The 25,776-nt window shown below is 53.7% G+C and carries 29 protein-coding genes; 21 read left to right on the forward strand and 8 right to left on the reverse strand.

All coding sequences use genetic code 11. The features are described 5' to 3' along the window. Positions 1–735 (reverse strand): CRISPR-associated endoribonuclease Cas6 (gene cas6 / locus MV985_RS05475; RefSeq protein WP_297464135.1); only part of this gene is annotated, 735 nt, incomplete at its 3' end. Between the two features lie 134 nt (positions 736–869). Then, positions 870–1,568 carry an acetate--CoA ligase family protein gene (locus tag MV985_RS05480; protein ID WP_297464181.1) on the reverse strand — a complete coding sequence of 233 codons (699 nt, stop codon included), beginning with the start codon at positions 1,566–1,568 and terminating at the stop codon, positions 870–872. 144 nt (positions 1,569–1,712) lie between these two features. Here MV985_RS05480 and MV985_RS05485 point away from each other — a divergent pair, with 144 nt between their 5' ends. Then, positions 1,713–3,014 (forward strand): DUF4139 domain-containing protein, encoded by a 1,302-nt coding sequence (locus MV985_RS05485; protein ID WP_297464137.1) that lies wholly within the window; start codon positions 1,713–1,715, stop codon positions 3,012–3,014. On the opposite strand, the gene MV985_RS05490 is transcribed toward MV985_RS05485, so the two are convergent. Beyond that, the gene (locus MV985_RS05490; RefSeq protein ID WP_297464183.1) at positions 3,011–3,244 is read right to left on the reverse strand and encodes a hypothetical protein; all 234 of its coding nucleotides are present in this window, start codon (positions 3,242–3,244) and stop codon (positions 3,011–3,013) included. The genes MV985_RS05485 and MV985_RS05490 overlap by 4 nt on opposite strands. Before the next feature lie 83 nt (positions 3,245–3,327). Here MV985_RS05490 and MV985_RS05495 point away from each other — a divergent pair, with 83 nt between their 5' ends. From MV985_RS05495 to trmBL2, 3 genes are all read left to right on the forward strand, one after another. Then, complete coding sequence (locus MV985_RS05495; protein WP_366085240.1) at positions 3,328–3,876, forward strand: SWIM zinc finger family protein; 549 nt, start codon at positions 3,328–3,330, stop codon at positions 3,874–3,876. A gap of 39 nt (positions 3,877–3,915) precedes the next feature. Next, complete coding sequence (gene rgy, locus MV985_RS05500) at positions 3,916–7,599, forward strand: reverse gyrase (protein ID WP_297464139.1); 3,684 nt, start codon at positions 3,916–3,918, stop codon at positions 7,597–7,599. 262 nt (positions 7,600–7,861) lie between these two features. After that, positions 7,862–8,656: an HTH-type transcriptional regulator TrmBL2 gene (trmBL2, locus tag MV985_RS05505; RefSeq protein ID WP_297464187.1), complete on the forward strand. Its 795-nt coding sequence runs from the start codon at positions 7,862–7,864 to the stop codon at positions 8,654–8,656. Between the two features lie 80 nt (positions 8,657–8,736). Here trmBL2 and MV985_RS05510 read toward each other — a convergent pair whose 3' ends face one another. From MV985_RS05510 to MV985_RS05520, 3 genes are read right to left on the reverse strand one after another with little or no spacing between them, the layout of a single operon-like run. Beyond that, positions 8,737–8,949: a helix-turn-helix domain-containing protein gene (locus MV985_RS05510; protein ID WP_297464141.1), complete on the reverse strand. Its 213-nt coding sequence runs from the start codon at positions 8,947–8,949 to the stop codon at positions 8,737–8,739. Next, positions 8,946–9,272 carry an Sjogren's syndrome/scleroderma autoantigen 1 family protein gene (locus MV985_RS05515; protein ID WP_297464143.1) on the reverse strand — a complete coding sequence of 109 codons (327 nt, stop codon included), beginning with the start codon at positions 9,270–9,272 and terminating at the stop codon, positions 8,946–8,948. The genes MV985_RS05510 and MV985_RS05515 overlap by 4 nt, the downstream gene beginning before the upstream one ends. Positions 9,273–9,276: 4 nt before the next feature. Beyond that, positions 9,277–10,002, reverse strand: coding sequence for an arginase family protein (locus tag MV985_RS05520; protein WP_297464145.1), 726 nt, complete (start codon positions 10,000–10,002; stop codon positions 9,277–9,279). 139 nt (positions 10,003–10,141) lie between these two features. Here MV985_RS05520 and hxlAB point away from each other — a divergent pair, with 139 nt between their 5' ends. The 5 genes from hxlAB to MV985_RS05545 are packed head-to-tail and all read left to right on the forward strand — an operon-like array spanning position 10,142 to position 13,829. After that, the gene (gene hxlAB, locus MV985_RS05525) at positions 10,142–11,362 is read left to right on the forward strand and encodes a bifunctional 3-hexulose-6-phosphate synthase/6-phospho-3-hexuloisomerase (protein ID WP_297464147.1); all 1,221 of its coding nucleotides are present in this window, start codon (positions 10,142–10,144) and stop codon (positions 11,360–11,362) included. A 47-nt stretch (positions 11,363–11,409) separates the two neighbouring features. Then, positions 11,410–12,162, forward strand: coding sequence for a hypothetical protein (locus MV985_RS05530; RefSeq protein WP_297464149.1), 753 nt, complete (start codon positions 11,410–11,412; stop codon positions 12,160–12,162). 4 nt (positions 12,163–12,166) lie between these two features. Next, a complete protein-coding gene (locus MV985_RS05535; RefSeq protein ID WP_297464151.1) occupies positions 12,167–12,811 on the forward strand; it encodes a TIGR02253 family HAD-type hydrolase in 645 nt (214 codons plus the stop codon). Then, on the forward strand, positions 12,808–12,981 hold the full coding sequence (locus MV985_RS05540) for a hypothetical protein (protein ID WP_297464153.1): 174 nt from the start codon (positions 12,808–12,810) through the stop codon (positions 12,979–12,981). Before MV985_RS05535 ends, MV985_RS05540 begins: the two co-directional genes overlap by 4 nt. 2 nt (positions 12,982–12,983) lie before the next feature. Beyond that, complete coding sequence (locus MV985_RS05545; RefSeq protein ID WP_297464155.1) at positions 12,984–13,829, forward strand: glutamate cyclase domain-containing protein; 846 nt, start codon at positions 12,984–12,986, stop codon at positions 13,827–13,829. Here the strand turns inward: MV985_RS05545 and MV985_RS05550 are convergent. Both MV985_RS05550 and MV985_RS05555 read right to left on the reverse strand, forming a co-directional pair. Next, positions 13,795–14,160 (reverse strand): hypothetical protein, encoded by a 366-nt coding sequence (locus tag MV985_RS05550; protein WP_297464156.1) that lies wholly within the window; start codon positions 14,158–14,160, stop codon positions 13,795–13,797. The two genes, MV985_RS05545 and MV985_RS05550, sit on opposite strands and share 35 nt — an antisense overlap. After that, positions 14,135–14,935, reverse strand: a complete 801-nt coding sequence (locus tag MV985_RS05555) for a hypothetical protein (protein WP_297464158.1) — start codon at positions 14,933–14,935, stop codon at positions 14,135–14,137. Before MV985_RS05555 ends, MV985_RS05550 begins: the two co-directional genes overlap by 26 nt. A gap of 228 nt (positions 14,936–15,163) precedes the next feature. Between MV985_RS05555 and MV985_RS05560 the strand changes: the two genes are divergently transcribed. From MV985_RS05560 to MV985_RS05615, 12 genes are all read left to right on the forward strand, one after another. Beyond that, entirely contained in the window at positions 15,164–15,652 is a 489-nt protein-coding gene (locus tag MV985_RS05560) for a hypothetical protein (protein ID WP_297464160.1), read from the forward strand. A gap of 5 nt (positions 15,653–15,657) precedes the next feature. After that, positions 15,658–16,011 (forward strand): roadblock/LC7 domain-containing protein, encoded by a 354-nt coding sequence (locus tag MV985_RS05565; RefSeq protein WP_297464162.1) that lies wholly within the window; start codon positions 15,658–15,660, stop codon positions 16,009–16,011. Between the two features lie 33 nt (positions 16,012–16,044). Further along, entirely contained in the window at positions 16,045–16,704 is a 660-nt protein-coding gene (locus tag MV985_RS05570) for a DUF2226 domain-containing protein (protein WP_297464164.1), read from the forward strand. Positions 16,705–16,735: 31 nt separating this feature from the next. Continuing rightward, complete coding sequence (locus tag MV985_RS05575; RefSeq protein ID WP_297464166.1) at positions 16,736–17,356, forward strand: HD domain-containing protein; 621 nt, start codon at positions 16,736–16,738, stop codon at positions 17,354–17,356. Positions 17,357–17,439: 83 nt separating this feature from the next. Continuing rightward, a complete protein-coding gene (locus tag MV985_RS05580; RefSeq protein WP_297464168.1) occupies positions 17,440–17,952 on the forward strand; it encodes a KH domain-containing protein in 513 nt (170 codons plus the stop codon). A 43-nt stretch (positions 17,953–17,995) separates the two neighbouring features. Beyond that, complete coding sequence (gene aspS / locus MV985_RS05585; protein ID WP_297464170.1) at positions 17,996–19,312, forward strand: aspartate--tRNA(Asn) ligase; 1,317 nt, start codon at positions 17,996–17,998, stop codon at positions 19,310–19,312. A 61-nt stretch (positions 19,313–19,373) separates the two neighbouring features. Then, the gene (locus tag MV985_RS05590) at positions 19,374–21,422 is read left to right on the forward strand and encodes a BatD family protein (RefSeq protein ID WP_297464171.1); all 2,049 of its coding nucleotides are present in this window, start codon (positions 19,374–19,376) and stop codon (positions 21,420–21,422) included. A gap of 63 nt (positions 21,423–21,485) precedes the next feature. After that, positions 21,486–21,842: a peptidyl-tRNA hydrolase Pth2 gene (gene pth2, locus MV985_RS05595; RefSeq protein ID WP_297464172.1), complete on the forward strand. Its 357-nt coding sequence runs from the start codon at positions 21,486–21,488 to the stop codon at positions 21,840–21,842. Positions 21,843–21,888: 46 nt separating this feature from the next. Further along, entirely contained in the window at positions 21,889–23,184 is a 1,296-nt protein-coding gene (locus tag MV985_RS05600) for an AAA family ATPase (RefSeq protein ID WP_297464173.1), read from the forward strand. 5 nt (positions 23,185–23,189) lie between these two features. After that, on the forward strand, positions 23,190–23,699 hold the full coding sequence (locus MV985_RS05605; protein ID WP_297464175.1) for a hypothetical protein: 510 nt from the start codon (positions 23,190–23,192) through the stop codon (positions 23,697–23,699). Position 23,700: 1 nt separating this feature from the next. After that, a complete protein-coding gene (gene truD / locus MV985_RS05610) occupies positions 23,701–24,948 on the forward strand; it encodes a tRNA pseudouridine(13) synthase TruD (protein WP_297464177.1) in 1,248 nt (415 codons plus the stop codon). Positions 24,949–24,998: 50 nt separating this feature from the next. Continuing rightward, a complete protein-coding gene (locus tag MV985_RS05615; RefSeq protein ID WP_297464179.1) occupies positions 24,999–25,742 on the forward strand; it encodes a phosphoglycolate phosphatase in 744 nt (247 codons plus the stop codon). Positions 25,743–25,776 lie beyond the last annotated feature (34 nt).

Genomic DNA, 25,776 nt, shown 5'->3' on the forward strand with positions numbered 1-25,776 from the left:
TCTTCTTCGCCCATCAACCTTCACCATCCCGAAGCCTATTGAGTTCTTCTCTCCAAAACCAGCAAGATAGCCCACTCTTAGCAAACCTTCATCGCCCCGGGCCCTGAAAACGAGGTGCCACGCCCTCTGGAAGATGCCGGGCTTCACCTGGAAGCGCTTTGGCTTGGCGAGGATTACATCGATCTCAAGCTCATCGCTTTCCGGCGGCTTTCCGGTTAGGGAAGTGTACTTATCGATGAGGTTCTCCCTGATACGATCGTAGAACTCGGGATCAGTTGGGGCCAGATCGTAGGACCGCGGTTTCCCAAACTGAATTCTCCTGGCCGTCACAGCTATTGGTGAGAGCGTCACGAACTTTCTTCCGTTGAGAACCGGAGGTTCCGCCACTGCCCGGATTTCTTCGACGGTAAAATCCTCGTTCCACAGCTTTACCCGGGGTTTCTGGAGCAGTCCCCCGATGAACGCCTCGGCTATCTCCGGAACGGCGGTTGAGAAATAGAAGTAGCCCATTCCGTGGCCATTGAAGTAGGGCTTTCCGCCGGCGATCTCCCTTCCCTCCGTCATGAAAAGGGAGTAGGTGAAGAGCTTTGGAACCTTGGGAGAGTGGAGCCTGAGGCTCAGATCAGGGTTGACGTTTCCGATCCGGTGATAGATCAGTCCCTGGAGGTAGTGAAGGTGGTTGAAGGGCACCCTGTATGGTTCCCGATCGGGTTTCAACCTTATTGCAAAGCGCAAGGTACCACCCCGAAGATCACATCAAATAGGGCATAGGGGTTTATATTTCTTTCGGACGGATGATTGGAAAATCCTACCACGAGAAGGAGATTGGAAACAACGATCGCGTTTCAGATGGAAGGAAAGAAAAGGATTCAGAGAAGCATTCTAGCATCAACGGCAACAGCACCCTTCTCATAGGCGAAGATCGGGTTGATGTCAAGCTCCCTTATCTCCGGAAGTTCGAGGGAAAGCTCACCGACCTTGACGATTATGTCAGCGAGGGCGTCTATATCAACGGGCTTCTCACCGCGCGCTCCGGCGAGGATCGGGTAGGCCTTTATCTCCTTTATCATTTCGAGGGCTTCCTCCTTCGTTATAGGTGCAACGCGGAAGGAGACGTCCTTGAGTATCTCAACGAAGATTCCACCGAGGCCGAACATTATGGCCGGACCGAACTGCGGGTCGCGTATCATACCGACTATAACTTCCTTGCCGAGCGGGAGCATCTTGTATATTATGACACCCCAGAGGTCTGCGTCGGGCTTGTACTTCCTCGCGTTCTCCATTATCTCCCTGAAGGCCTTTCTCGCCTCCTCATCGTTCTTGATGTTTATCTTAACTCCACCTGCGTCGCTCTTGTGGATGATCTGCGGGGAGACGATTTTCATAACCACTGGATAGCCGATCTCCCTGGCGAACTTTACAGCTTCCTCCTCGGTGGTCGCAACCCTAAAATCCGGAACCGGGATGCCATAGAGCCTGAGAATCTCCTTAGCTTCGGGCTCGACTAGCGGCCTGTTCTCGGCCTTGGCCTTTTCAATTATTCTCCTTGCCTTTTCAATCCTGTCCATAACCATCACCCCGTAAGCCTGACGGTTGGGAGTAGCCCCGGGCGGTTAAAAGGGTTTCCATTCGCCGGTTTTCGTTTCAGGCGGGGTTGAATCGATGGCCCGGTTATAAATACCCCCTTGCCCTAGTAGTTACGGGTGATTTTCATGAAGAAGAAGCTTATTGCGGGGGTCGGGGCGGCCCTGCTGATAGTTCTGTCGGCCTTTTCCTTCCAGGGTGAGAAAGCCATTGCAAGCGACACCACCGTTGTCCTCTACAACTCAGCTAAGATCGGCGTGATCGAGGAGACGAAGGAGTTCGAACTCAAGGCCGGCCTTAACGAGGTTCCGCTCGACGAGCTGGCCGGGCTCAACATAGCTGAGGTCACGATAAGGCCCCTCAATGATGGGGTTCAGGTTCTCGGCGTCTTCAGCAGGGGTTCGAAGGGCGACGTTTACTCGGCGAACGTTGGTAGCGAGGTGGAGATAAAGCTGAGGAGCGGGGACGTAATCAAGGGCAAGTTCCTCGGCTTTAAAAACGGGAAGATAGCGGTCGAGGGCGACGGCTACTACCTGATAAACCCGGGTGAGGTTTCATACTTCAAGGCCAAGAACCTCGAGGGGAAGGCAAGTGTCTACGCGGTTCTGCAGGCGGACAAGGCCGGAAAGTACAACATCAGCGTAACCTATAGGATGGCGAACATGAGCTGGGAGAGCAGGTACAAGCTCTACATAGGTGACAACGCGAAGCTCTACGGCTACGTCGTTCTCAACAACCCCACCGCCCAGGAGTTCAAGGGCGCGAAGGTTCTCCTCGTTGCCGGCGACGTTCAGCTCCACCGGGCCCTCCCGCAGCCGCGCGTCCTATATGCCAAAGCGGCCTCTGCAGAGACCGTCCAGATTGGTGAGCCGCAGAAGGTCGAGGCGTTCTACCTGTATAAGCTCGGAATAGTGGACCTCAATCCCTCGAGCACCATGATGTACCCCTACGTGACCATTGAGGCCCCGTACCAGCGCGAGTACCTCTACGAGAGCTGGGCCGGGAACGGCGAGAGGCCGGTCTACGAATCAATATCATTCAAAACCGACAAAGTCCTCCCGGCGGGAACCGTTGAGATCTACCGCGAAACGGAGGATGGGAACCTGCTCATCGGCGAGAACTCCATAGAGCACACGCCCAAGGGCGACACTGTTAGGATAGGCATCGGCAGGGACTACGACCTTAAAGGTACCACCACGATACTCGAGCAAAGGAGCGGAGATGGCTACTCCTACTACAAGGTGAAGATAACCCTCCAGAACTTCGGCAACGAGACGAAGACGGTCATCGTCAGACACCACAAGTGGGGGAAAATAATAACGTCGAGCGTCCAGCCAATCGACGAGACTGCCAGCTACGTGGAGTTCAGGGTGACGCTCAAGCCGGGCGAAAAGAAGGAGATAGTCTTCGACTACGAGAGCAGGTATTAGCTCTTCCTGAGCGTTATCTCGAACCTCTTTTCTCCCTTTGTTATGTCCAGGACGAGGCTTTTGTCGTAGTCGATGAACTTCGTGCCTATGATCGCGTAGCCCTCGTCCCTCAGAAACTTCGCCATCTTCAAACCGAGGTCATCGAAGAGCTCGGCCGCCATCGTTGCCATGCTCGGCTCCTTTATGTCGAGCTCATCGTGGTATCTCCTGGCGAGTTCAAAAACGTCCATCTTCATCACCGGAGCAACTAGTGTCGGGAAGATAAAACGCTTTCGTCCGAAAGGCTTAAAGCCGGCCCGAGAAAGCCACACCGATGGCCATGGACGAGAAGACCCTCAGGAAGGGCGAGCGCTATTACAGATCCGGCAAGGTTCTCTGGGTCGTCAAGCACGGGAGCAAGCTGTTCTCCAAGGTCCTCGGGACGTATCCTTATTACGTCGAGCTGGACCTCGAAACCGGGGGAAACGGCTGCACCTGTCCCCTGGGCGGGGACTGCAAGCACGTCGCTGCCGTTATGAAGGCCCATGAGAAGGGCTTCTACTTCGAGACCTTTGAGGGACATGCCGAGCTCTTTCCCGAGGCCGTTGCCATGGAGTTTCTGAGCGAGGTCCCTGAGCTGGCTCTCGACGTTACGCTGAAGGAGCTTCGCTTTGCCGTGAGCACAGATGAGAGCGGTAGCGAGGTCGCGAGGCTCTTTAGGCGGGCCTTGAAGCTCGTGGCTCTGACCGGAAGGAAGGAGGCACTTCATATTCTCCGGGAGGTTCTCGATGAGTACGTTCACGTCTTCGAGGATTACGAGCTCTCGAAAAAGCTTGAGGACGAACTCAGGGCGCTTGAGTCGTCCTTTGAAAAACCCTTATAAATCCCCTCCTCCCGAGAGTAGGAATTAGAGGGTGGGAAAATGAAGGCGATCTATCGGGAGATGTGCCCGAACTGCCTCGGTAAAATCTCCGACGAGAGGCTTGTGAATAAGAACCCCTGCGATGACTGTCTCGATAATCCGGTTCACGCCGATTCCTATTTCGAGCTTGTCACGGCCGTCCGGGAGGCCCTCCGGTCGAGGGGCACGCTCAAAGAGTGGGAGCGTATTTATTCCCTCGAGAAGAACCTCCGCGAGGTTGAGGCTTTCTTCGAGAGGGCCACGGGCTTCACCTTCTGGAGCGCCCAGAGGACGTGGGTGAAGAGACTCCTCAAGGGGAGGAGCTTCTCCATCATAGCCCCAACCGGCATGGGCAAGAGCACCTTCGGGGCCTTCATGGCCGTCTGGCATGCAACAAAGGGCAAGAAGAGCTACATAGTCGTCCCGACGACGCCGCTGGTTGTCCAGACGGTCAGGAAAATCCAGGCCATAGCCGGGAGGGCCGGCGTTGATATCAACCTCGCCTACTACCACGGCAACCTCCGGAAGAAGGAGAAGGAGGAGATGCTCGCCAGGATAACAGGGGGGGATTACGATATCCTCGTCACCAGCGCCCAGTGGCTCGCTAGGAAGTTCGACGAGGTGCTCAAGGGCAGGCACTTCGACTTCATCTTCGTTGATGACGTTGATGCCTTCCTCAAGGCGAGCAAGAACATAGACCGCTCCCTCTATCTGCTCGGTTTTACCGAGGAAATCATTCAGAAGGCCTGGGAGATAATTCGCCTGAAGAAGCAGATGTCCAGGTACCTTAACAGCAGGTCGGAGGATAGGGAGGAGAAGCTGCGGGAACTAAACGAGGCCATAGAGAGGCTCCAGCGCGAGATAGAGGAGTTCAAGAGAAGGAATCGGATCGGAATAATGATCATAGCCTCCGCAACCGGAAGTGCGCGGGGCGACAGGATAAAGCTCTACCGCGAGCTCCTCGGTTTTGAGGTTGGTTCCGGAAGAAGTGCCCTCAGGAACGTCGTGGACAGCTACCTGAAGCCGACCAAAGACGTCAAGGAGCACGTGGAAGAACTCCTGACGATGCTCGGCAGAGGGGGTCTGATCTTCGTTCCGGTGGACCAGGGTTTGAGCTACGCGGAGGAGCTTGTAAACTATCTCCGGGAGAGGGGCTTCAGGGTTGAGCTGGCAAGCTCGAAGAACAGAAAAGCTATAGAGCGCTTTGAGAAGGGGGAAGCTGACTACCTCGTGGGGGTCGCGACCTACTACGGTTCGATAGTCAGGGGTCTGGATTTACCCCACCTCATACGCTACGCGGTCTTCACCGGCGTGCCGAAGTTCCGCTTTAGCATAGACCTTGAGAGGCCGACCATATACAGGGCTTTGGGTCTGCTGGGCGAGATAATGGACTTCCTGAGCGACGAGGATAGGAAGCAGGCCGAAAAGCTCCACGCCCGCTTAAGGAGGCTCATACGGAACATACCGCAGTTTGAGCTCATGAAGATAGAGGAAGCTTTAGCTGAGGGCCTGCCAATAGAGAACGACTTTCACAAGACGGTTCTGAACGTTTTCAGGGAGCTGGTGGAGTTTCTGAGGAGGGTTCTCCACGACGAGGAGGTTCTGAGAAAGCTCGCCGAGGATCCATTCGTGAGTCTGACCGAGGAAAATGGCAGGTGGTACATCGAGATACCGGACGTTAAAACCTACATCCAGGCAACTGGAAGAACGAGCAGGCTCTTCGCCGGTGGAATCACCAAAGGTTTGAGCGTTCTCCTGGTGGACAACGAGAAGGTCTTCAACGGTCTCGTGAGGCAGATGCGCTGGCGCTTCACCGAGTTCAGGATGGTTCCCTTCGAAGAACTTAACCTCGAGGAGATTCTCAGGCAGATCGACGAGGACAGGGAGAAGGTTAGACTGGTGATGGAGGGCAAGATAAGCTCAAAGGTGAAGGACCTCGTTAAATCAGCCCTCATGATAGTCGAGAGTCCCAACAAGGCGAGAACCATAGCGAACTTCTTCGGCAAACCCAGCAAGACGAGGATCGGCGATCTGGTCGCTTACGAGGTGAGCATAGGCAACATGATGCTGACGATCCTGGCAAGTGGCGGGCATATGTTCGATCTCGTGACGAACGAAGGCTACCATGGAGTTCTCATCGAGGGAACGGAGGAAGGCCTCAGGTTCATTCCGGTTTATGACACCATCAAGCGCTGCCGCGACTGCGGCTATCAGTTCGTTGACTGGGAGAACAGGGGGGTTTGCCCGCGCTGTGGTTCAACTAACGTGCGCGATGCCCTGACCAACGTTAAAGCAATGCGTGAACTGGCCCAGGAGGTGGACGAGATTCTCATCGCCACCGATCCTGATACAGAGGGTGAGAAGATAGCCTGGGACATAAGGAACGTTCTCAGTCCCTACACGCCCAACATCAAGCGCATAGAGTTCCACGAGGTTACGAGACCCGCCATACTCCGCGCCATCCAGGAGGCCAGGGACGTCAACGAGAACCGGGTCGAGGCCCAGATCGTAAGGAGGATAGAGGACAGGTGGATAGGCTTCGAGCTCAGTCAGGAACTCCAGCGCGTCTTTGAGAACAGAAACCTCTCCGCCGGAAGGGTTCAAACCCCTGTCCTCGGCTGGATAATCAAGCGTTATAAAGAGTTCAGGGAGAGCGAAACCTACTTCCTCGGCCTAACCCTTGAGAACGGCCTCCAGGTGACGGTTGAAATAGGCAAAGACGGGAAGAACGTTAAGCCGCCGGAGTACGTCACGGTTGAGGAGGTTCAGCTTGAGGAGAGGGAGGTCAATCCAAGTCCACCCTACACCACCGATGCCATGCTGAAGGACGCCTCAACCTTCCTGAAACTTTCCGCACCGGAGACGATGAGATTGGCACAGGACCTCTTCGAAATGGGTCTCATCACATACCACAGAACGGACTCAACCCACGTCAGCAACACGGGAATAGAAATAGCAAAGGAGTACATAACCCAGGAGATAGGGGAGGACTACTTCCACCCGAGGCACTGGGGTGAGGAGGGAACCCACGAGGCGATAAGACCCACGAGACCTGTGGACACCGGCAGATTGATGCAGCTCATACGCGACGGAATAATCCAGGTACCAAAAAACCTCACGAGGAACCACTACCGCCTGTATGACATGATATTCAGGCGTTTCATGACCAGCGAGATGAGGGCGGCGAAACTCCTGATGGAACGGGCGGTCATCAACGCCTCCATCGGAAAGGTGGAGCTGGAGGGCTACGTCGAGGTGATATACGACGGCTGGACGCGGTTGCGCTCACCCCCCTTCAGGAAACTGCCGAAACTCAAAGAGGGGGAGAGGCTGAGGGTCGTCGAGGCAAAGAAGTGGAAGGCGCCGAAGGTTTCCCTGTATACCCAGGGAGATATCATAGCGCTGATGAAGGAGAGGAGAATAGGCCGGCCATCCACCTACGCAAAAATCGTAGAAACCCTTCTGAAACGCTTCTACGTCATAGAGACCCGTGGAAGGAAGAAACTCATTCCGACGGAGCTGGGGATCAGGGTCTACCACTACCTCATGAGCAGGTACCGCGAGCTCGTGAGCGAGGAAAAGACCAGGGAACTGGAGGAGATAATGGACATGGTGGAGGCCGGAAAGATTTACTACCAGAGGGTTATAGAATCGCTCTACGAGGAGATACTGCGTTATATCAGGAAAACCAGGCGGACATCATGACATAACATCTCCCCTTTTTCTGCCCATATTCTCATCTCAGTCCGAGCATACGGTTACAGTTTAAACTCCACCAGATGGGGAAGCCAAAAAGTTTAAAATCCATAAATAGTAATGCTGTTGTACGAAGGCGCAATCCTCCTAACATTGGGGGGAGTGATTGCGCCTTTTGAAGGCCCCATAATTTCCAACACTTAACACCTTGGGAAAAACTTTATAGGGCCCGAACCCGCAATGTGAATTAGAAAATGGGGTGGTGGTAAAGATGGTTAAGGACAAGATGGTTGAGCTCCTTCAGGAGCACTTTGAGTTGAACCTCTACGAGGCGAGGGCGTACGTGGCACTGGTGGGCTTCGGCGTCCTCACCCCGGCGGAGCTGGCGAGCGTTTCGGAGGTTCCGGCGCCGAGGACCTACGACGTCCTCAGGAGCCTCGAGAAGAAGGGATTCGCCATAAGCCAGCCGGGCAAGGTCAACAAGTACAGGCCCGTTCACCCGGAGAACATTCTCGAGAAGTTCATCCAGGAATGGCAGGAGCGCGTCAAGGAGGAACTCGAGGCCAAGAAGAAGGCCAAGGAGGAACTCCTCCAGCTCATGAGGCCCCTCATAGAGACCGAGATCCCGAAGTACGGCGTCGAGAAGGTCTGGGTCGTCCGCGGAATCAGGAACGCCACGCTTAAGACCAGGGAGATGTTCGAGGACGTTAAGGAGCAGATACTCCTGGCGGACGACGGTTACATAGCCATAAACCTCGAGAATGATATCACGAAGGCCATAGACCGCGGCGCCAAGGCCAAGATAATAGTCACCCCCAACGTCCTCCAGAGGCTCGACAACTCGAAGATCATGGACTACTACAAGGACGGCAAGCTCGAGCTCAAGGTCCTCGACAAGTTCGAGCTTCCGATGCTCATCTGTGACGACGAGGTCTTCTTCGCCCTCGAGGACATGGCGGCTCGCTACTTCAACTATGAGACCCAGGTCTGGATCAAGGACTTCAGGGTCAGGGACCTCTTCCAGAACAAATTCAACGAGTACTGGGAGAAGGCCCAGAAGGCCTGATTTTTCTCCCCCTTACATTTCTCTATCGAAAGTCTCGCCCTTCAGGGCGGGGAAGAGGTCAGATGGCCCCAAAAAAGAGTTCATACGTACTTGAACTCCTCTTCCTTCTCGCTCTTTTCTCTGATCTTCCAGAAGAGCTTCCCTTCCCTCCGGTAGCTCTCGACCTTCCCCTGCTCAGTAAAGCGGAGCAAATAGCGCCTTACCTCCATCGGCTTTATGCCCGTTTTCTCGGCTATCTCCTCGATGGTCTTCGGACCGTCTTCCAGAGCCTTGAGAACCCTCACGTTCTTCATTTTTCACCCTCCAGTTTTCTATAACGCTCCAGCACCTCCATTATCCGCTCCATTGCCCTTAAGTGTTTCTCCAGCTCGTCGATGTTATCGGGCAGTGAGCTGGCCAGTTCATTGAGCTTCTCCCTCAACTTCTCCTCTACGCCCTTCATCTCTCTCCTTTTCTGCTTCTCCCTGTACTCGCACACCGGGCAGAAGACCCTGCCGTCCTTCTCAAAGAGCGGTGAGCCGCACTTGGGGCAGTGTCGGTCGAGCATCTTCGCGCCGGAGAGCATGAGGGGCATTATAACGTTTTTCATCTCCCACTCCGTCGGGCCTTTCTTCATCGAATCACCCCATCAGCAGCTGGAAAACCTCGACGAAGGCCTTCTTTCCGAGGCGAGAGCGCCGTATCCTGTCGGAAATCTCCGCGATATCGAAGGAGGTTATCTTAAAGTTATCCTTTATTCCTTCCAGAAGTTCAAGCAGCTCCTCGAGGGTAAGTTCCCCATGCTGGAAGCGGGCTATCTTGTACTCCGGTCTCAAAACGTCAAGGTCGACGGTGAGGTATACCTCCTCCCCCAAGTACTTCTTGGCCTCATCGAGTATCTCAAGCAAATCGTTCGTCTGGAGGTTCTTGTAGGCCCTCCACCTGCCGCGCACTTTCCTGCTCCTCAGCAGAGCGGGGAAAACCTTAACGCGCCTCGTCCAGAGCTGGGTCCGCTCGGTGGTGGGTATCATGAGGACGGGGGCCATGACAACCGCCCGGTTTACAAAGCGCTCCTCGAGGGCGTAGGCCAGCCAGGAGCCGTGGTCCAGGTAGTCGTGCATTAAATCGGTGTGCGCATCAACGCTGATAAGGGATGACGGTCTGAGCTTCTCCACTATGCCGTAGGTTGCCAGGTGCTCTCCGACGATGTAGGCCCTGTCCTGCGGAATTCTTCCGGCGAGCAGTTCAACCCTGCTGGATTCGACGATAACGTAGTCGTCTATGAGCTTGTTTCTTTTCAGCAGCTGGAGAACGTAAAGAACACCATCGCGGTTTGGCTTTTCGCCGAAGGGAATGAACGTTACCATTCCATTCCACCGCTCCGGTTTGCCCTCCGGCCTTTTAAACCTTGGCGAATTCCTTAGACATTTCTGTGTTAATCGCCGGAGCCAAAGTTTAAAAAGTAGCAACAGGAGGTTAAATCGAAAAACCTTCGGAGGTTTCGCCATGATACTCCAGGTTGCCCTTGACCTTACTGATATTGAACAGGCCATTTCTATCGCCGAGAAGGCTGCACGCGGCGGTGCTCACTGGCTTGAGGTCGGAACCCCGCTCATTAAGAAGGAGGGAATGCGCGCGGTCGAGCTCATGAAGAGACGCTTCCCTGACAGGAAGATCGTTGCAGATCTGAAGACTATGGACACCGGTGCCCTGGAAGTCGAGATGGCGGCCAGGCACGGTGCGGATGTCGTTTCTATCCTCGGTGTTGCCGATGACAAGACTATCCTCGATGCCGTTGAAGTCGCCAGAAGGTATGGAATCAGGGTTATGGTGGATCTCATCGGCGTCAAAGACAAGGTGAAGCGCGCGAAGGAACTCGAGAAGATGGGCGTTCACTACATACTCGTCCACACCGGCATAGATGAGCAGGTTCAGGGTAAAAGCCCCCTTGAGGACCTCGAGAAGGTCGTTAAAGCGGTGAGCGTCCCTGTGGCAGTAGCCGGTGGTCTGAACCTTCAGACCATCCCCAAGGTCGTTGAACTCGGTGCGACGATAATAATCGTTGGCGGTGCCATTACGAAGGCGAAGGATCCCGAAGACGTCACGAGGAGGATAATCGACCTCTTCTGGGACGAGTACATGATGACCATACGGAAGGCCATGACGGATATAACGGATCATATCAACAGCGTTGCCGAGAGGCTCAAACTCGAGCAGGTTCGCGGTTTCGTTGATGCCATGATAGGGGCAAACAAGATATTCATCTACGGCGCGGGAAGGAGCGGTTTGGTTGGAAAGGCCTTCGCGATGAGGCTCATGCACCTCGACTTCAACGTCTACGTCGTCGGTGAGACGATAACGCCGGCCTTCGAGCCGGGTGACCTCCTCATAGCCATCAGCGGTTCCGGAGAAACCAAGAGCATCGTTGATGCGGCCCAGATAGCGAGGGCCCAGGGGGGAAAGGTCGTCGCGATAACCTCCTACTCCAACTCGACCCTTGGAAAGCTCGCGGACGTTGTCGTTGAGATACCTGGAAGGACGAAGACCGACGTTCCGACCGACTACATAGCGAGGCAGATGCTCACCAAGTACAAGTGGATAGCCCCGATGGGCACCCTCTTCGAGGACTCGACGATGGTGTTCCTGGACGGGGTGATAGCCCTCCTCATGGCCACCTTCCAGAAGACGGAGAAGGACATGAAGCGGAAGCACGCCACCCTCGAGTGAACCGAAAAGGATATGAAGTTCCCCTCCCTTTCCCTTTGGGTGTCCCGATGAGGTCCTTTACCCACGTTTTCGTTGGGATTGGTGGCACCGGGGCTAGGATAGTCGACAGCATAACTGCCGATGGGATCGTTAAGGTGACGGTGAACCCGGCCTACTACCTCCTCCCGAGCCACCAGCGATACGTCGAGAGGCTGAGGAACTTCTTCTCTTCCCTTCCCGGGAACACCTTCCTCTGGCTCGTCTTCGAGGACAGCGGGGTCAACCACGAGATGAGGGAGCTTATCCTCGAAAGCGTTCCCTCCGATACCATAAAGCTTGCCTACGTCCTCACCCCCCGGAGGGAACTCATCCACGAAGAAAAGCCCCCCTGGGCAGGGGATTTTGAGACCGTGTTCTACGACTCCCTGTGGGACTTTATGCAGGAGGATGTCCCCCTCCAGCGGGCCTTTCAGCTGGCCTCCGAGGAGATAGCGGCGATGTTCTCGAGGCTCTACTACTACCTGGAAACCCAGATGCTGGTGAACATAGACTACGCGGACCTGTTCAACATTATAAAGGGTGGCAACGTTGGAATACTGAGAATCCTCAGGAAGGTGGACTTCGGCTGGCACTGGGGGGTGTGGGAGCGCGGTCTTATAGGCATACTCGTCGGGGAGGATTTCCCGCTGCGGGACGCCCACGAGATTCTGAGGAGGTTCCAGCAGATACTCTCGGAGAAGGATGTCATATGGGGCATCGTTACGGACGGTAACCTCGGGGGAAAGGTTGAGATACTGGCGCTGCTGGTGAAGAAGTGGTGATACCATGGAGGCGGTGTTCTTCGACATTGACGGAACCCTGCTGAGCGAGATGCCCCTCATCGAGCTCTTTCTGCCGCAGGTCTACGAGAGGCTCTCGAAGAAGCTTGGGATAGACAGGGAGAGTGCCAGGGAGCGCTTTCTAAGGGAGATCTTCCGCAGGAGGGACACCTACGAGTGGCACGACTGGAACTTCTTCTTCAAGCTCTTCGGCATCGACATCAGGTACGAGGACCTGCTCGAAAGGTATCCACACAAGCTCCACGTTTACCCGGACACGGTTCCAGCCCTGGAGCGGCTCAGAGACGAGGGCTACAGGCTGGGGGTCATCACGAGCGGACCCGCCTATCAGAGGCTCAAGTTAAGGCTCACCGGTTTGCTAGACTACTTCGACGTGGTCGTCACGAGGGAGGAGGTTAAGGCAATCAAACCCGATCCAAGAATCTTCATCCACGCCCTTGAATCCCTGGGGGTCAGACCCGAAAAATCCACGATGGTGGGAGACTCCCTCAGCCAGGACGTCTACGGTGCGAAGAACGTCGGGATGATCGCGGTCTGGATAAACCGTAACGGAGAAAATGGCTATCATATGGCCGATTATGAAATAAGAACCCTTCACGAGCTGAAAAAGATCCTGGGGGGTGCAAAATGAAGGAAATATTCAACGAAAGCGGCGTTTTTGTGAAGTACAGGGAGAAGAAGGTCAGACTGGAAAACGGCCATGAGCTGATCCACAGGAGCGAGCAACCGACCGAGCTGTGGTGGAGGCTCAAGGAAGCCATAAAGGGGAAGAGGGTGAGAATAGTCGTCTACGAGGAGTGAGCATGATAGCCCACCTGATCAACACCGACGCCGGGGACAGGGGGCTTCTACCGGTTTACCTTGATTACCGGAAGAGGAACCCCGGCTTTCTAACCAGTTCCGTGGAGACCTTCCTCAACAACCTGGAGAGGATCCTCATCATTACGGGGTTCCCAATACCGCCCTCCATGACCCCGGAAACGGATGGACCACCCGGTGCAGTCGCCCTCGCGGGGGCCGTGGAGCTCCTCGGGGGAAGGGCCGAAATCCTGACGTACCCTGAGGTGATGAACGCCCTAAGGCCCTTCGGGATCAACTTCGTGAAGAGTCCGGACGTAGGTAGATATTCCCTCGTGATCGCGGTCGAAACCCCCGGAAGGGCCGCCGACGGGAAGTACTACTCAATGAGGGGGCTGGAGATAGGGAGGGAATCCTTTGACGGAACTGTAATTGAGGCCAGGGAACTGGGTATCCCCACGATAGGGATAGGCGATGGGGGTAACGAGGCCGGGATGGGTAGAATAAGGGAGCTCATAGAACGGTACGTTCCCCACGGAGAGAAGATAGCGAGCGTCGTTGAGACAGACGAGCTAATACTCTCCGCCGTTTCGAACTGGGGGGCCTATGGACTGGTTGCCCTGGCCTCAATGAAAACCGGTAGAAACCTGCTCGAAAACTGGGACGAGAGGGCCATAATCGGCTCGCTGGTTGAGAGGGGCCTCGTAGACGGTGTTACAGGGGAAAGGAAGCTGGGAGTTGACGGGATCCCCGTGGAGATCCATGCCACCCTGGTGGGACTTCTCCAAGAGATAGTGAGCTGGAGGAATGGAACCACTAGAGTCCCAGCTCCTCCCTCGTCCGGGCTATGAGCTCGTTGATTTCAGGGGGAGACGGCTCCTTCCTAGTCTCGGCCAGAAGGAGAACCTCGGGGGTAATCCGTATGAGGAGATGGATTCTCCCCTTCCCGCGAACGATGTACGTATCGGACTCCTCCAGATCCGAGAGGATCTTGAACATCTCGGGAACCTTGGCGGAGAGCGTTTCGTAACCGCTGAAGTTTCCCATTATGGGCAGGCCCTCGGAGGTGGCGTAAAGATACCTATCGAAGCCGTATCGCTTCAGCAGGAAGTCTTCAAAATCCTGTATCTCCTCCGAGCTTTTAGCCCTTAAAAAACTACGTATCCTTGTCAACACCTTCATAATCGGACACCCCGTAGAACCTTTTACACATTTCCTCAATTAATGTTATTAGGCCTTGAGAACAACTATATTGAGATTTAAAAAGTTTTTTGACTTTCTTAATTTCTCGCTCGTAAGTTTTTTTAAGAGTTTTCGGGAACCATACATATTTCACTCCTATTTTCGTTAGATGACGTATGAGTCTATTCTCTGAACCTTTGGTCGGAACTAGGGGCGGTACGGGGGACAACACAACTAAATCGGGTTTGCATTGATATTGCAAAACACACATATCAAATATCTGTATAACCTTTTTAAGAGAGATGGAATCGAATGTTTCACAGGAGAGAGTTTGGCATTCGGGAACCTTGAGAAGAATTAGAAGCTTTATAGAGTTATTCTGGGTCCCCCCAAGGTGGATGATCCCAATATAGACTGTATGGCGATGGCTTTTAATAATCTTCCTGAATTCAGATAGCTCCTTGGAAGTTTGGTTTTCCCTGTATTCTTTAAGAAGTTTCCACACCTTGTACCTTGAGATAGAATAGCCGGCCAATTTAAGAGCCTCCTGTATCCTGTCAATGGTATACCCTTCTTTCCCCAGCTGGATTATCATATCCTTTGCTTCGGATGGAATTTCAGTATTTTTTCTACCCGGTACTTTGAGTTCTGGATTCTTAAGAACCTGCTGTATTCTCCGTGGAGAGACCCCAAACATTGCTGCGATCTCCCTTATTTTAAACCCCTCTTTCCTTAATCGTCTTATTTTTTCTATATCCCCTGCCTTCAGTTTCATAGGTCCCTCTTATAAACCAGCTTATAGAGTTAGGGCTGTTCCATAAGATATGGGCTCGTTTTTTGCCTTAAATACTTTAACGAAATAATATTCGAATATTTGGGGGCAAATGTTAAATTTCCATGAACGTTATGTAATCAATAATCAAATAAGAATTCCATATAATCTCGAAAAACTGCTAAATACATAGAAAAAACTTAAAAATTGAAGAGAACTTTAAATGGTGACATGCCTATGAAGGGGGCAAAGGTTGTGGAAAGAATGAATGAGAGGTCTGAAGAAATGGCAACCGAGGTTACCAATCTTATCCTGTACGGGATATATAAAGTTCTCGGAGCCGGTGCAAGGGGGCTCGGGAACTCGATAGGGGAGGAGCTCCTCCACGCAATGATGGAGGAGTACGGGCTGAACTTCGAGGGCAGCGGCGACCCCCAGGAGCTTCTCAACAGATTCACCGACGTGATGATAAACACCTTCGGCTTCGCCGAGAGGGGTGAAATAGACGTCGAAGGAAACAGAGTGACCCTAAAACTCGACAACCCCATGGATCTCCACGCCCTCCAGCTTCTCGAGAAAAAGGGAATGAAGCCGGTGCTCTATCCCATGGCGAACGCCATTGCCGTGGCCATAAAGAAGTTCTCCGGAAAAAACGTCCTGATAAAAGACATAAGGGTACACGACAGGCACGTTGAGGTTGAAATGCTCATACTGGGGTGATTGAAATGTTTGAGAACGTTATTGCCGACCTTCTGAGGGTTGATGGTGTGAAGGGAGTCGCGGTAGTCAGTAAGGACGGTTTGCTCATCGAGGGACAGGCCAGCGACAGGACTATCGACGTCGAAAACGTGGCCGCCATGGTTGCGACAATCTACGGTACTGCCCTCAACGTATCTAAGGAAGTATTTCACGAGGAGGCAGTAGATATGGTGACGCTGGAGTCGCCAAAGGGCAAGATCATAACGGTCGAAGCCGGTGAAAACGCGGTCCTGACTGTGATCACAGACCCCAGGGTCAACCTCGGTCTCGTCAGGATCTACCTCAAGAGAAACGCCCAGAAAGTTGCCTCGATGCTTTGAGCCTTTTTCTTTTGTGTTTTGGTGGTGGTCTGAATGCTCCATGGGAGGTACGTGGAGGTAGTAACAAGCTTCAGTGATCCCCTGGATCTCGGGGGGAGAGTCAGGGAAGGGTACCTTCACGTGGCCTGGCGGGACGGGGCGGACCTGAAGGGAGGCTACCTCCTCGTACGGGAGGGTGAGATAGTCGGAGCCATAGCCGAGAACATCCTTCAGGGGGAAGTCCTGAAGGGTGAGAAAGCACTCAACGAGATCCTCACGGCAGTGAGAAAAGGGCTGATAAAGGCGGTGGAGATCTACGAGGCAAACGTGGATGAGATACTGGAAGAGCATCCTTCAGCCCGGGTTGAGGTGGACGATAGAGGGACCTCCGGGGAGAGAGACATAAACTCCCTGCTTCTCCTCCTCAGGGAACACAGGGGTAATGTTGAAGTCAGAAACGGCCCAAAGGCCTGGGGGATCTATGTGGAAAAAGGCCGTGTAAAGGCCGCGAGAACCCTGGCAGGTTCAGGGGAGAGGGGCGATAGGGCAGTGAAAGAGATGTTGAGGGAGATGGGAAAAATCGTCAGGGATGGGGAGTACACCACCAGAGGATCCCTGGAGTTCTCGCCGGGCGATGCCGTTGAGGATGGGGACGTTCTCCTGGAGGGACTTGAGCTCCTCAGGGAAAAACAGCGGATTGAGAAAGGCTTTTAATCCCCCCTCCATCCCCCCTTCGGGTGATAAGGTGGAACGTTTAGAGACCATAACAGATCCCAAGAGCCTGGAGCTCATAGAGAGAACACGGGAGTTCGCGAGGTCCTTCTTTGAACGGGAGGGAACCCACGGATTTTCCCACGTTGAGCGCGTTTTAAACCTCTGCATCAACATCGGGAGGAAAGAGGGGGCGGATCTCGAGGTTCTAGCCCTGGCGGCGCTACTCCACGACGTCGCGAGGCCCCTCGAGAGCGCCGGAAAGGTTGAGGATCACGCGGTCGAGGGCGCGAGGATAGCGAGACGGTTCCTCAGGGGGCTCGGTTATCCGGAGGAGAAGGTGGAGGCGGTAGTCCATGCCATAGAATCTCACCGCTTCTCCAGGGGACCCGAACCAAAAACCCTGGAGGCGAAGATACTCAGCGATGCGGATAAGCTCGATGCGATGGGGGCGGTCGGGATCGCGAGGGTTTTTATGTACTCAGGAGAGCACGGGAGGAGCATTGAAGACTCGATAAAACACTTCAGGGAGAAGATACTGAAGCTGAAGGATCTGATGTACACGGAAACCGGGAGGAGGCTCGCCGAGGAGAGACACCGCTTTACCAGGGAGTTCATCGAACGGATGGAAAGGGAAATGGTGGGAGAGGTCTAATCCCCCCATAACAAGTTTTTTAAACGTCTTCCAGAATTAAGGTTGGCCCGTTCAGTGTCATTTTTCAGCGAGGAGGTGAGTGAATGAAGGCGCCAATCTGTGAGGTGTGTCTGAAGACCGACGACATTCTCTGTCCCGCCGACGAGAAGAAGCTCCAGGAAGGTATCATCTCGGAGCTTGACGTCAGAGTGGCGCGCTTACTTTACAGGCTCCTGGGCGACGTGGACATGGAGTTCAAAAAGGCCGTTGAGGCGGGGGATCTAATAGTCATAATGGTGGGCAGGGGTGACGTTCCGATTGCCATAGGGAAGGGCGGCAAGAACATAAAAGCCCTTATGAGAGAACTAGGAAAGCGCGTTAGGGTTATAGAGGCCGTCGAGGTTAAGGACACCGAGGACCTGAAGAAGCTCGCCACCGACCTTCTCTACCCAGCGGGGGTTTTTGGGGTCAACGTGGTTTACAGGCCTGGCGGTGGAAACTACTACAAAGTTCTCGTTCTTGGCAGAGACAGGAAGAAGCTCCCGGAAAAGCCGGAACTCCTGGAGGACATACTTTCCCAGATAGCGGGAACCGAGGTAAGGATAAACTTTATTTGAACCCCTTTTCTTTCCCAACAGGTTTGCCGAGGAGGTAGGTGAGATGCACAGGACGCACTATTCGAGCCAGATCACGGAGGAGCTGAACGGCCAGAGGGTTAGAGTTGCCGGTTGGGTATGGGAGATCAAGGACCTGGGTGGAATAAAGTTCCTCTGGATAAGGGACAGGGAGGGAATAGTCCAGGTAACGGCGCCAAAGAAGAAAGTTGACCCCGAGCTGTTCAAGCTCATCCCGAAGCTCAACAGCGAGGACGTTGTAGCCGTTGAGGGTACCGTCAACTTCACACCCAAGGCGAAACTCGGCTTTGAAATCCTGCCGGAGAAGCTTGAAATCCTCAACAGGGCTGAAAGCCCTCTTCCCCTCGACCCGACGGGGAAAGTTAAGGCGGAACTCGATACGAGGCTTGACAACCGCTTCATGGACCTCAGAAGACCCGAGGTAATGGCAATATTCAGGATACGTTCGAGTGTATTCAAAGCCATAAGGGACTTCTTCCACGGCGAGGGCTTCATAGAGATACACACGCCAAAGATCATAGCGACGGCAACCGAAGGCGGAACCGAGCTGTTTCCGATGAAATACTTCGAGAGGGATGCCTTTTTAGCCCAGAGTCCTCAGCTCTACAAACAGATGATGATGGCTTCCGGGCTGGACAGGGTCTACGAGATAGCACCGATCTTCAGAGCGGAGGAGCACAACACGACCAGACATTTAAACGAGGCCTGGAGCATCGACGCTGAGATGGCCTTCATTGAGAACGAGGAGGAGGTAATGAACCTCCTCGAGAGGCTGGTCGCTTACACAATCAACTACGTACGCGAGCACAACGTGAGGGAGCTTGAAACGCTCAACTTCGAGCTTGAAGAACCAAAACTGCCCTTCCCGCGCGTGAGCTACGATAAAGCCCTTGAAATCCTGTCCGACCTCGGCAAAAAGATGGAGTGGGGCGAGGACATAGACACTGAAGGAGAAAAGCTCCTCGGGAAGTACATGCTTGAAAACGAGAACGCGCCGCTCTACTTCCTCTACCGGTATCCGAGCGAGGCCAAACCCTTCTACATCATGAAGTACGACGACAAGCCTGAGATCAGCAGGGCCTTCGACCTTGAGTACCGCGGTGTTGAGATAACCTCAGGAGGCCAGAGGGAACACCGCTTTGACGTCCTCGTCGAGCAGATAAGGGAGAAGGGACTCAATCCAGCCAACTTCGAGTTCTACCTCAGGGCCTTTCGGTACGGTATGCCACCGCACGGCGGCTTCGGCCTTGGAGCTGAGAGGCTGATAAAGCAGATGCTCGACCTCGGCAATATCCGCGAGGTCATACTCTTCCCGAGGGACAGGAGGAGGCTCACACCGTAACGCCTTTATACCACATTTCCATTTTGGTATTAGCCAACCAACCGTTTCGGAGGCGCTAGGTATGAAAAAGGCCGTTGCTCTAATCCTGCTCGGTATAATGTTTCTGTCAATCACACCCGGGGTTCATACCGTAAAATCCGCCAGCAGCATTCCAAGTGCCAGCATAACCGGTTCAATAAACCTGAACCTCGGTGACAAGGTAAAGCTGGGCCCCTTCGAGATAGAGTTCGTTGACACGAACGTCAACATGACCCAGTTCTTTATAAAAGTCCGCGGGCCCCAGGGGACCGCCAGCCATCTCTTCAGGGACGGCGAGAGCTGGGCATATCCCTCGGCCGACAACGTATACCTCAACATCACAGTCTACAAGTGGATCGGTCACAGCACCAAGGCAGTGCTCCTGGAGATAAGATCCCCCCTCCAGCGGATAATGGGTGGAAAGAAATTACTCGTCGGCGAGAGCCTGACGCTGCCGGAGGGACTTCCACCCATAAAGGTGAAGCTGGTCTCGACCTCAAGCACCGACGCCACCTTCAGCATCACCCTGCCCTACGGAGAGACCAGAACCCTCGTCATAGAGAAGGGCGATGGGGGTGGCGTGAGCTACCGCCTCGACCAGGACCACTACTACGCCAACTACCTCTACCTGAGGGTCCTAAACGTGACAAAGGGCAAATCGGCCGTGGTTGATATTTACGTTCCCAGGGTGGCAGCCACGGACTTCAAGATAATCCGAAAGGGCCAGGAGGAGAAACCTCCGGAAACACCCGTTCAGACCGTTCTGGTCTACAACGACATCCTCTACACAGGTGAGAAGCTCCCGGTGGAGATCAACGGGACCACCTACTACATCTCCCTGAGAACCGTGACTCCCATCGGTGTTAGCGTCGAGATCCTCCGGGGCAAGCAGAGCCTCGGAACCATGATTCTCAACGTCGGCGACCTGCCGAAGCCCGTCCCGGAAACGCCTCTGAAACTGTCGGTTCAGGAGGTTGAACCCGACTACCACCGCGCCAAAGTGATGGTGTACGCGCCCGCAGGGGCCAAGGTGACTCCGATCCTAAGGCCTGCCAACATACTGGTGACCATAGATGCCATCCCGAAGGAGATAATGATCGACGACAACCTGGTGGTAACCATAAACGTCAAGAACCTGGGGAGGGGCGACGCCTACGACGTCAACGTTGCCGCCCCAATACCTGACGATTTCGAGCTCGTCAGCATGACGAAGAGCTGGACCCTCAAGAACTTCCCGGCCTTCACCAGCATGCCGGCGCTCATCTACGTCCTCAAGCCAACCAAAGTGGGCGAGTTCGAGATAGGGCGGGTCATCGTAACATTTTACGACGACAAGAGTCTCGAAACGGGCAAGAAAAGGGTTGTCTACTCCCAGCCCCTCACCGGCGTGAAGGTCTACGCGGTTCCGGCGATAGACGTACGGGGCCTGGCCTACAACGGGACCTGGGCCAGCTACGTTACCGCGAAGGTTGGAGACACCGTAAGGCTCAAGTTCGAGATACGCGCATCCGGAAACAATCCGGACTTTGAGTTCATAAAGAACGCCACCCTCGTCCTGGATTTACCAGAGACCCTTGATGGGCCGAAAACCGTTAAGGTGGGAACCGTCAGGGCCGGCGAGGCAAAAACTGTTGGCCTCGATGTCAAGGTCATCGGAGAAAACCTCACGAACGTCCGGGCGGTACTTGTCTACCTCGACCCTCTGGGCAACCGGCACAGTCTCAACCTCGGCAACCTTGTCACCATAAACAGCATACCCCCCAGGGTTATAATCAGGGAGGTCAAGGTCTGGCCCACCCCGGAGGAGCTTCCGGAGTACGTCAACAGAACCCTCGCCCAGATGGAAAACCCCCAGCCTCTAGCCGAGAAGCTCCTTGAAGTTTCACTCAGGTACCTGCCGGAAAGAAGCAATCCCTGGAAGCCCCTGGCAATATTCCTTCTCGTCCTTACTCTCGCCCTAGCCGGAGTTGCCTATCGGTACTGGGACGAGGCTGTAAAGCTCAGGGAGAAACTGGAGAGGAGAAAGCAGCGCAGACCCGGAGGATTGCCAAAGAAGGAAGAAGAGCTCCCGGAGGAGATCCAGAACCTCTGAACCTTCCCCTTTTCTCCCTTTAAGTTTATAAAGAGGCCGCACTTAAAGCTCCCGGGATGGGTCATGTTCAAGTACAAGCAGGTCATCGTTTCAAGGAAGGATTTAAAGCTCAGCAAGGGCAAGTTTGCAGTTCAGGTAGCACACGGGGCGGTCACAGCGGCAATAAAGGCCCAGAAGGAGAGACCGGAGTGGTTCAAGGCCTGGTTCCACGAGGGGCAGAAGAAGGTCGTCGTCAAGGCGGAGAGCCTTGAGGAGCTCTTCAAGCTCAAGGCCGAGGCGGAGAAGCTCGGCATCCCGACGGCGCTTATAAAGGACGCCGGATTAACCGAGATTCCCCCCGGAACGATTACGGTTCTGGCGATTGGTCCAGCCCCGGAGGAGCTGGTAGATAAGGTCACCGGACATCTGAAGCTGGTGTGAGAGAAGCCTTTTTAATCGGTTTGCCGTTTTCGTTTTCGGTGGGAGTGTGAGGCTGAAGAAGCTCATAGTTAAGAACTTCAAGAGCCTTAGAAACTGTGAAGTCGAGCTCGGTAAGTTCAACGTCCTTGTTGGTCCAAACGCCTCCGGGAAAACCAACCTCATTGAGGTATTCAAACTTTTGAGAAAGATATACGTTGAGAAAGACACCAACCCCTTCCTCGAGTGGTGGGGATACAACAACGTGGTATGGGGTGGAAAGGAAGAGTTGCCAATAACCGTTGGAATGCTCTTTGACGTTGATGGACACGATGTCTATTTTGAGACTACCTTTACCGGAACCGGCGGGAGCTTCAGGATCCTGAGGGAGGTTCTGGAGGTTAAGGGGTACCTAAAGCTTATCAAGACCGGTTCTAACCTGTTAACCGAGTATTCTCCCAGCTTTTACAGGGTTATAACTGAGACTCCTTCTGTGTTGCTGAAAGAGGTCCACTCGGGAGTTATGCCAAAAATGGAACTTGAAGCACCTAAGGATAAATCTTTGTTCCAGCTTCTAATTCCGGAAAATCCCGAAGAATCGTTCCTTCAAATGGTTGCAAGCATAGTATTCGGAATAATGCCCATCAGCGGTACCAAATTTAAATACAATGAAAAAGAGGGGTACATAGTCTCTCCTTCCTTAAACAAGCATCCCCTTGTTTCAGTGTTTCTCAGGGAATTTCTTAACTTTGTGAATTGCCTTGTGTTAAAGGGTGCAAACCTGAGGGAGGCAAGAACTCCAAAATTCCCCCGCAAAGAGAGGGCCCTCTCTGAGGACGCATCCAACCTTGTTCCCCTCCTCTACAACATCTGGCTCCGTGAGGGAAAACTGCCCGATGAAATCTCAAAGCCCATCTCCATAGCCTTTCCCAACACCAGAGTTTTCTTCCAGCTGACTGAGGATGGGAGGGTCATGATGAAAGTCTTTGAGGGAAACCTGGAGCTCGCTCCTCCAAGCATCTCCGACGGCTTCTACAAGACTCTTGCAATCCTTACTGCCGCTTACCTCAAGCCCCCCCTCCTGATGATAGACGAGATAGAGAACTCCCTCCACCCGGAGACCCTGGAATTAATTCTGGATGTTCTCCGCGGGAGTGAGAGCCAGGTTATTATAACAACTCACTCCCCAGTAGTTGTTGACATGACAGAACCTTCTGACCTGATATTGGTGGATAAAGTTGAAGGAGAAAGCAGGTTTGTGAGGATCAAAGATCCCGAGAAAATCAAGAGGTTCCTCAACGAGAAGGGCATTACTTTAAGTGAGGGCTGGCTCTACGGCTCGTTGCTCGATATTGATGAACAGTGATAGCTATGGCTCGGGAGATCGTCATAATAACCGAAGACGCATATGGGGGAGAGTTTTTCAAGAGGCTCCTAAACCGGCTAAGAAGTGAGGGGCTGGCAGATATCAGGTTAAAGAAGCTTTCAGGAAGGAAAAACCCGATTCATGCCCCCTATCTCTGTAATCCAAAGCTGGGAAAAATACTCCGTGCATCCGAGATTTCCAATCCGGATTTCATACTCCTCGTATACGATGGAGACGGTCCCTCAAACTACAAGTTCCGAAGAAGAGACGTGGAAAAACATATCCCAAGAAATATCAAAACGCCTGTCAAAATCCTCCTCTTTGGGTATGAAATTGAGGAGTGGATATGCAGGAGCCTGGGATACAACTGGGCCACAAAACCCTCCGACGAGCTGAAACGGCGTGAAGGATACGCCAAACATAACTTGCCCGACTACGTAGACAAACTTGATTTCAAGAAACTGAAAAATAAGTGCAAATCGTTTCGGGAATTCTTGAAAATCGTGGGTGATTAAAGTGGACTACCGCGAGTTCTTCTCCCACTTTGGTTATCTGAGTGAAAAGCCCGGGATAGGCGGAAGGATAAAGGCTTTTCCAGAGGACTTCGTGGTTATCGAGGAGCCGTTGCCTTCAGTCTTTGAGGGGAAGAGGTACGCTATCTTCCTTCTGAAAAAGCGCAACTGGGACACTATGACGGCTATAAAGGAGATAGCGAAGCGCGCTGGAATAAGCCACCGCGATATAGGCTTCGCCGGAACCAAGGACAGGCACGCCGTAACGTATCAGTACATCAGCGTTCCGGCAGATGCCAAAGATAAGTTTGAAGGCGTTCAGATAAGGGACGTTGAGCTGAAGTTCGTCTCCTACGGTCGCTTCATCAAGCTCGGCCACCTCCTTGGGAACAGGTTCAGGATAATCGTCCGCGACGTCGATGAGAAGGCCTTTGAGAGGACGAAGGAGATAGTCGGCGAACTTCGTGAGAAAGGGGGCTTTCCGAATTACTTCGGCTACCAGCGCTTCGGTGAGAGGCGCGTTGTGAATCACCTTGTCGGCAAGCTCCTACTTCAGGGGAAGTTTGATGAAGCGGCGAAGCTCTTTCTCGGCTACGCCGATGGAAGTATGGAGGGCGATGATGCCAGGAAAAACTTCTGGGAAACAGGCGACGTGGATAGGGCCCTTGAGGAGTTCCCGCGCTTCCTGAGGTACGAAAGAACGTTGCTTTACACCTACAGGAAAACCGGGAGCTGGAAACGGGCCTTTCTGAGCCTCCCACTCCCGGTGATGCGCATCTTCATCCACGCCTACCAGAGCTACCTCTTCAACCTCTACCTCTCGCGAAGAATGGAGGAGCTTCCACTCAACGAGGCTCTCGTTGGAGACATCGTCGTTCAGGTGAAGGGAGGCATCCCATACCGCGACAGAACCTACCGCGTTACGGAGACAAACAGGGACTTCGTTAACGAAAAGATAAAGAAAAACCGGGCGATGGTTTCCGGCCCCCTGTTCGGCTTCGCCATGAGACGCGCGAGGGGTCTTCCCGGGGAACTTGAAAGGGAAATCCTTGAGGAGGAAGGCCTGAGCCTTGAAACCTTCAGGAAACTGCCGAAGCCGATGGCCGAACCCGGTGGTCGGAGGGAGCTCCTCATAAGGCCTCTCGGGCTCACCTACGGTTACATCCCGGGCACGGGCATGTGCTTCCGTTTCTTCCTGCCGAAGGGCGTCTACGCCACGAGCGTTCTGAGGGAGATTATGAAGGACCATTAATGTGTAGAAAGCCTTATATCTGCCCCTTCATTCCCGTTTTGGGTGAAACGATGAGGAGGATTAAGGCGATATCCCTCGACATAGACGGGACGATTACATACCGCGACAGGAGGATAAGCGTTGAAGCCCTGAAGGCCATAAGGCTTGCCGAGAGCCTCGGTCTCCCGGTAATGCTCGTCACCGGAAATTCCGTTCCCTTTGCTGAGGCCGCGGCGGTTTTCATAGGCACGAGCGGGCCGGTAATAGCGGAAGACGGTGGAGCCCTTTCCCTAAAGGGAGAGGGGACGATGAGGAAGCGCGTTTTTCTAACCGATATGGATGAGGAGTGGATACTCTGGAGCGAGCTGAAGAAGAGATACCCCCAGGCGGAGCTCAGCTTCTCGATGATGGAGAGAAAAGCCGGCCTCGTTCTGAGGAGAACCGTTCCCGTGGAAGTAGTTCGGGAGATAATAAAGGAGCTTGGACTTGAGCTTATAGCGGTGGACTCAGGCTTTGCAATCCACGTTAAAAAGCCCTGGATAAACAAGGGGACGGGAATCGAGAAGGCCTGCGAGTTTCTCAGGATAAAACCGAGCGAAGTGGCGCACGTTGGAGACGGGGAGAACGATTTAGATGCATTCCGGGTGGTTGGTTATCGCGTGGCGATAGCCCAGGCCCCTGCCAGTTTGAAGGAGAAGGCCGATTACGTGACTGAGAAGCCCTACGGTGACGGGGGAGCGGAGGCGGTAACCCACATCCTGAGGAAGTTTGGCTACCTCGGTGAGGGCGATGATTATCAGGAAGGCGACACTTGACGATGTTAAGGCCATAGTCGAAGTCCACACCGCC

Origin of the sequence: Thermococcus sp., from assembly GCF_027012695.1 — an archaeon.
Lineage (GTDB): Archaea > Methanobacteriota_B > Thermococci > Thermococcales > Thermococcaceae > Thermococcus.

Excerpts from the sequence above, each read along its gene's own strand:
- MV985_RS05580 (WP_297464168.1), top strand. The coding sequence starts at position 17,440 with ATGAAGGCGCCAATCTGTGAGGTGTGTCTGAAGACCGACGACATTCTC.
- MV985_RS05540 (WP_297464153.1), top strand. The coding sequence starts at position 12,808 with ATGAAGGAAATATTCAACGAAAGCGGCGTTTTTGTGAAGTACAGGGAG.
- MV985_RS05555 (WP_297464158.1), bottom strand. The coding sequence starts at position 14,935 with ATGAAACTGAAGGCAGGGGATATAGAAAAAATAAGACGATTAAGGAAA.
- MV985_RS05560 (WP_297464160.1), top strand. The coding sequence starts at position 15,164 with ATGCCTATGAAGGGGGCAAAGGTTGTGGAAAGAATGAATGAGAGGTCT.
- MV985_RS05510 (WP_297464141.1), bottom strand. The coding sequence starts at position 8,949 with ATGAAGAACGTGAGGGTTCTCAAGGCTCTGGAAGACGGTCCGAAGACC.
- MV985_RS05550 (WP_297464156.1), bottom strand. The coding sequence starts at position 14,160 with ATGAAGGTGTTGACAAGGATACGTAGTTTTTTAAGGGCTAAAAGCTCG.
- MV985_RS05480 (WP_297464181.1), bottom strand. The coding sequence starts at position 1,568 with ATGGACAGGATTGAAAAGGCAAGGAGAATAATTGAAAAGGCCAAGGCC.
- MV985_RS05565 (WP_297464162.1), top strand. The coding sequence starts at position 15,658 with ATGTTTGAGAACGTTATTGCCGACCTTCTGAGGGTTGATGGTGTGAAG.
- MV985_RS05495 (WP_366085240.1), top strand. The coding sequence starts at position 3,328 with ATGGCCATGGACGAGAAGACCCTCAGGAAGGGCGAGCGCTATTACAGA.
- pth2 (WP_297464172.1), top strand. The coding sequence starts at position 21,486 with ATGTTCAAGTACAAGCAGGTCATCGTTTCAAGGAAGGATTTAAAGCTC.
- rgy (WP_297464139.1), top strand. The coding sequence starts at position 3,916 with ATGAAGGCGATCTATCGGGAGATGTGCCCGAACTGCCTCGGTAAAATC.
- MV985_RS05570 (WP_297464164.1), top strand. The coding sequence starts at position 16,045 with ATGCTCCATGGGAGGTACGTGGAGGTAGTAACAAGCTTCAGTGATCCC.
- MV985_RS05545 (WP_297464155.1), top strand. The coding sequence starts at position 12,984 with ATGATAGCCCACCTGATCAACACCGACGCCGGGGACAGGGGGCTTCTA.
- MV985_RS05530 (WP_297464149.1), top strand. The coding sequence starts at position 11,410 with ATGAGGTCCTTTACCCACGTTTTCGTTGGGATTGGTGGCACCGGGGCT.
- aspS (WP_297464170.1), top strand. The coding sequence starts at position 17,996 with ATGCACAGGACGCACTATTCGAGCCAGATCACGGAGGAGCTGAACGGC.
- MV985_RS05605 (WP_297464175.1), top strand. The coding sequence starts at position 23,190 with ATGGCTCGGGAGATCGTCATAATAACCGAAGACGCATATGGGGGAGAG.
- MV985_RS05535 (WP_297464151.1), top strand. The coding sequence starts at position 12,167 with ATGGAGGCGGTGTTCTTCGACATTGACGGAACCCTGCTGAGCGAGATG.
- MV985_RS05590 (WP_297464171.1), top strand. The coding sequence starts at position 19,374 with ATGAAAAAGGCCGTTGCTCTAATCCTGCTCGGTATAATGTTTCTGTCA.
- hxlAB (WP_297464147.1), top strand. The coding sequence starts at position 10,142 with ATGATACTCCAGGTTGCCCTTGACCTTACTGATATTGAACAGGCCATT.
- MV985_RS05485 (WP_297464137.1), top strand. The coding sequence starts at position 1,713 with ATGAAGAAGAAGCTTATTGCGGGGGTCGGGGCGGCCCTGCTGATAGTT.
- MV985_RS05490 (WP_297464183.1), bottom strand. The coding sequence starts at position 3,244 with ATGGACGTTTTTGAACTCGCCAGGAGATACCACGATGAGCTCGACATA.
- MV985_RS05615 (WP_297464179.1), top strand. The coding sequence starts at position 24,999 with ATGAGGAGGATTAAGGCGATATCCCTCGACATAGACGGGACGATTACA.
- MV985_RS05515 (WP_297464143.1), bottom strand. The coding sequence starts at position 9,272 with ATGAAGAAAGGCCCGACGGAGTGGGAGATGAAAAACGTTATAATGCCC.
- MV985_RS05520 (WP_297464145.1), bottom strand. The coding sequence starts at position 10,002 with ATGGTAACGTTCATTCCCTTCGGCGAAAAGCCAAACCGCGATGGTGTT.
- trmBL2 (WP_297464187.1), top strand. The coding sequence starts at position 7,862 with ATGGTTAAGGACAAGATGGTTGAGCTCCTTCAGGAGCACTTTGAGTTG.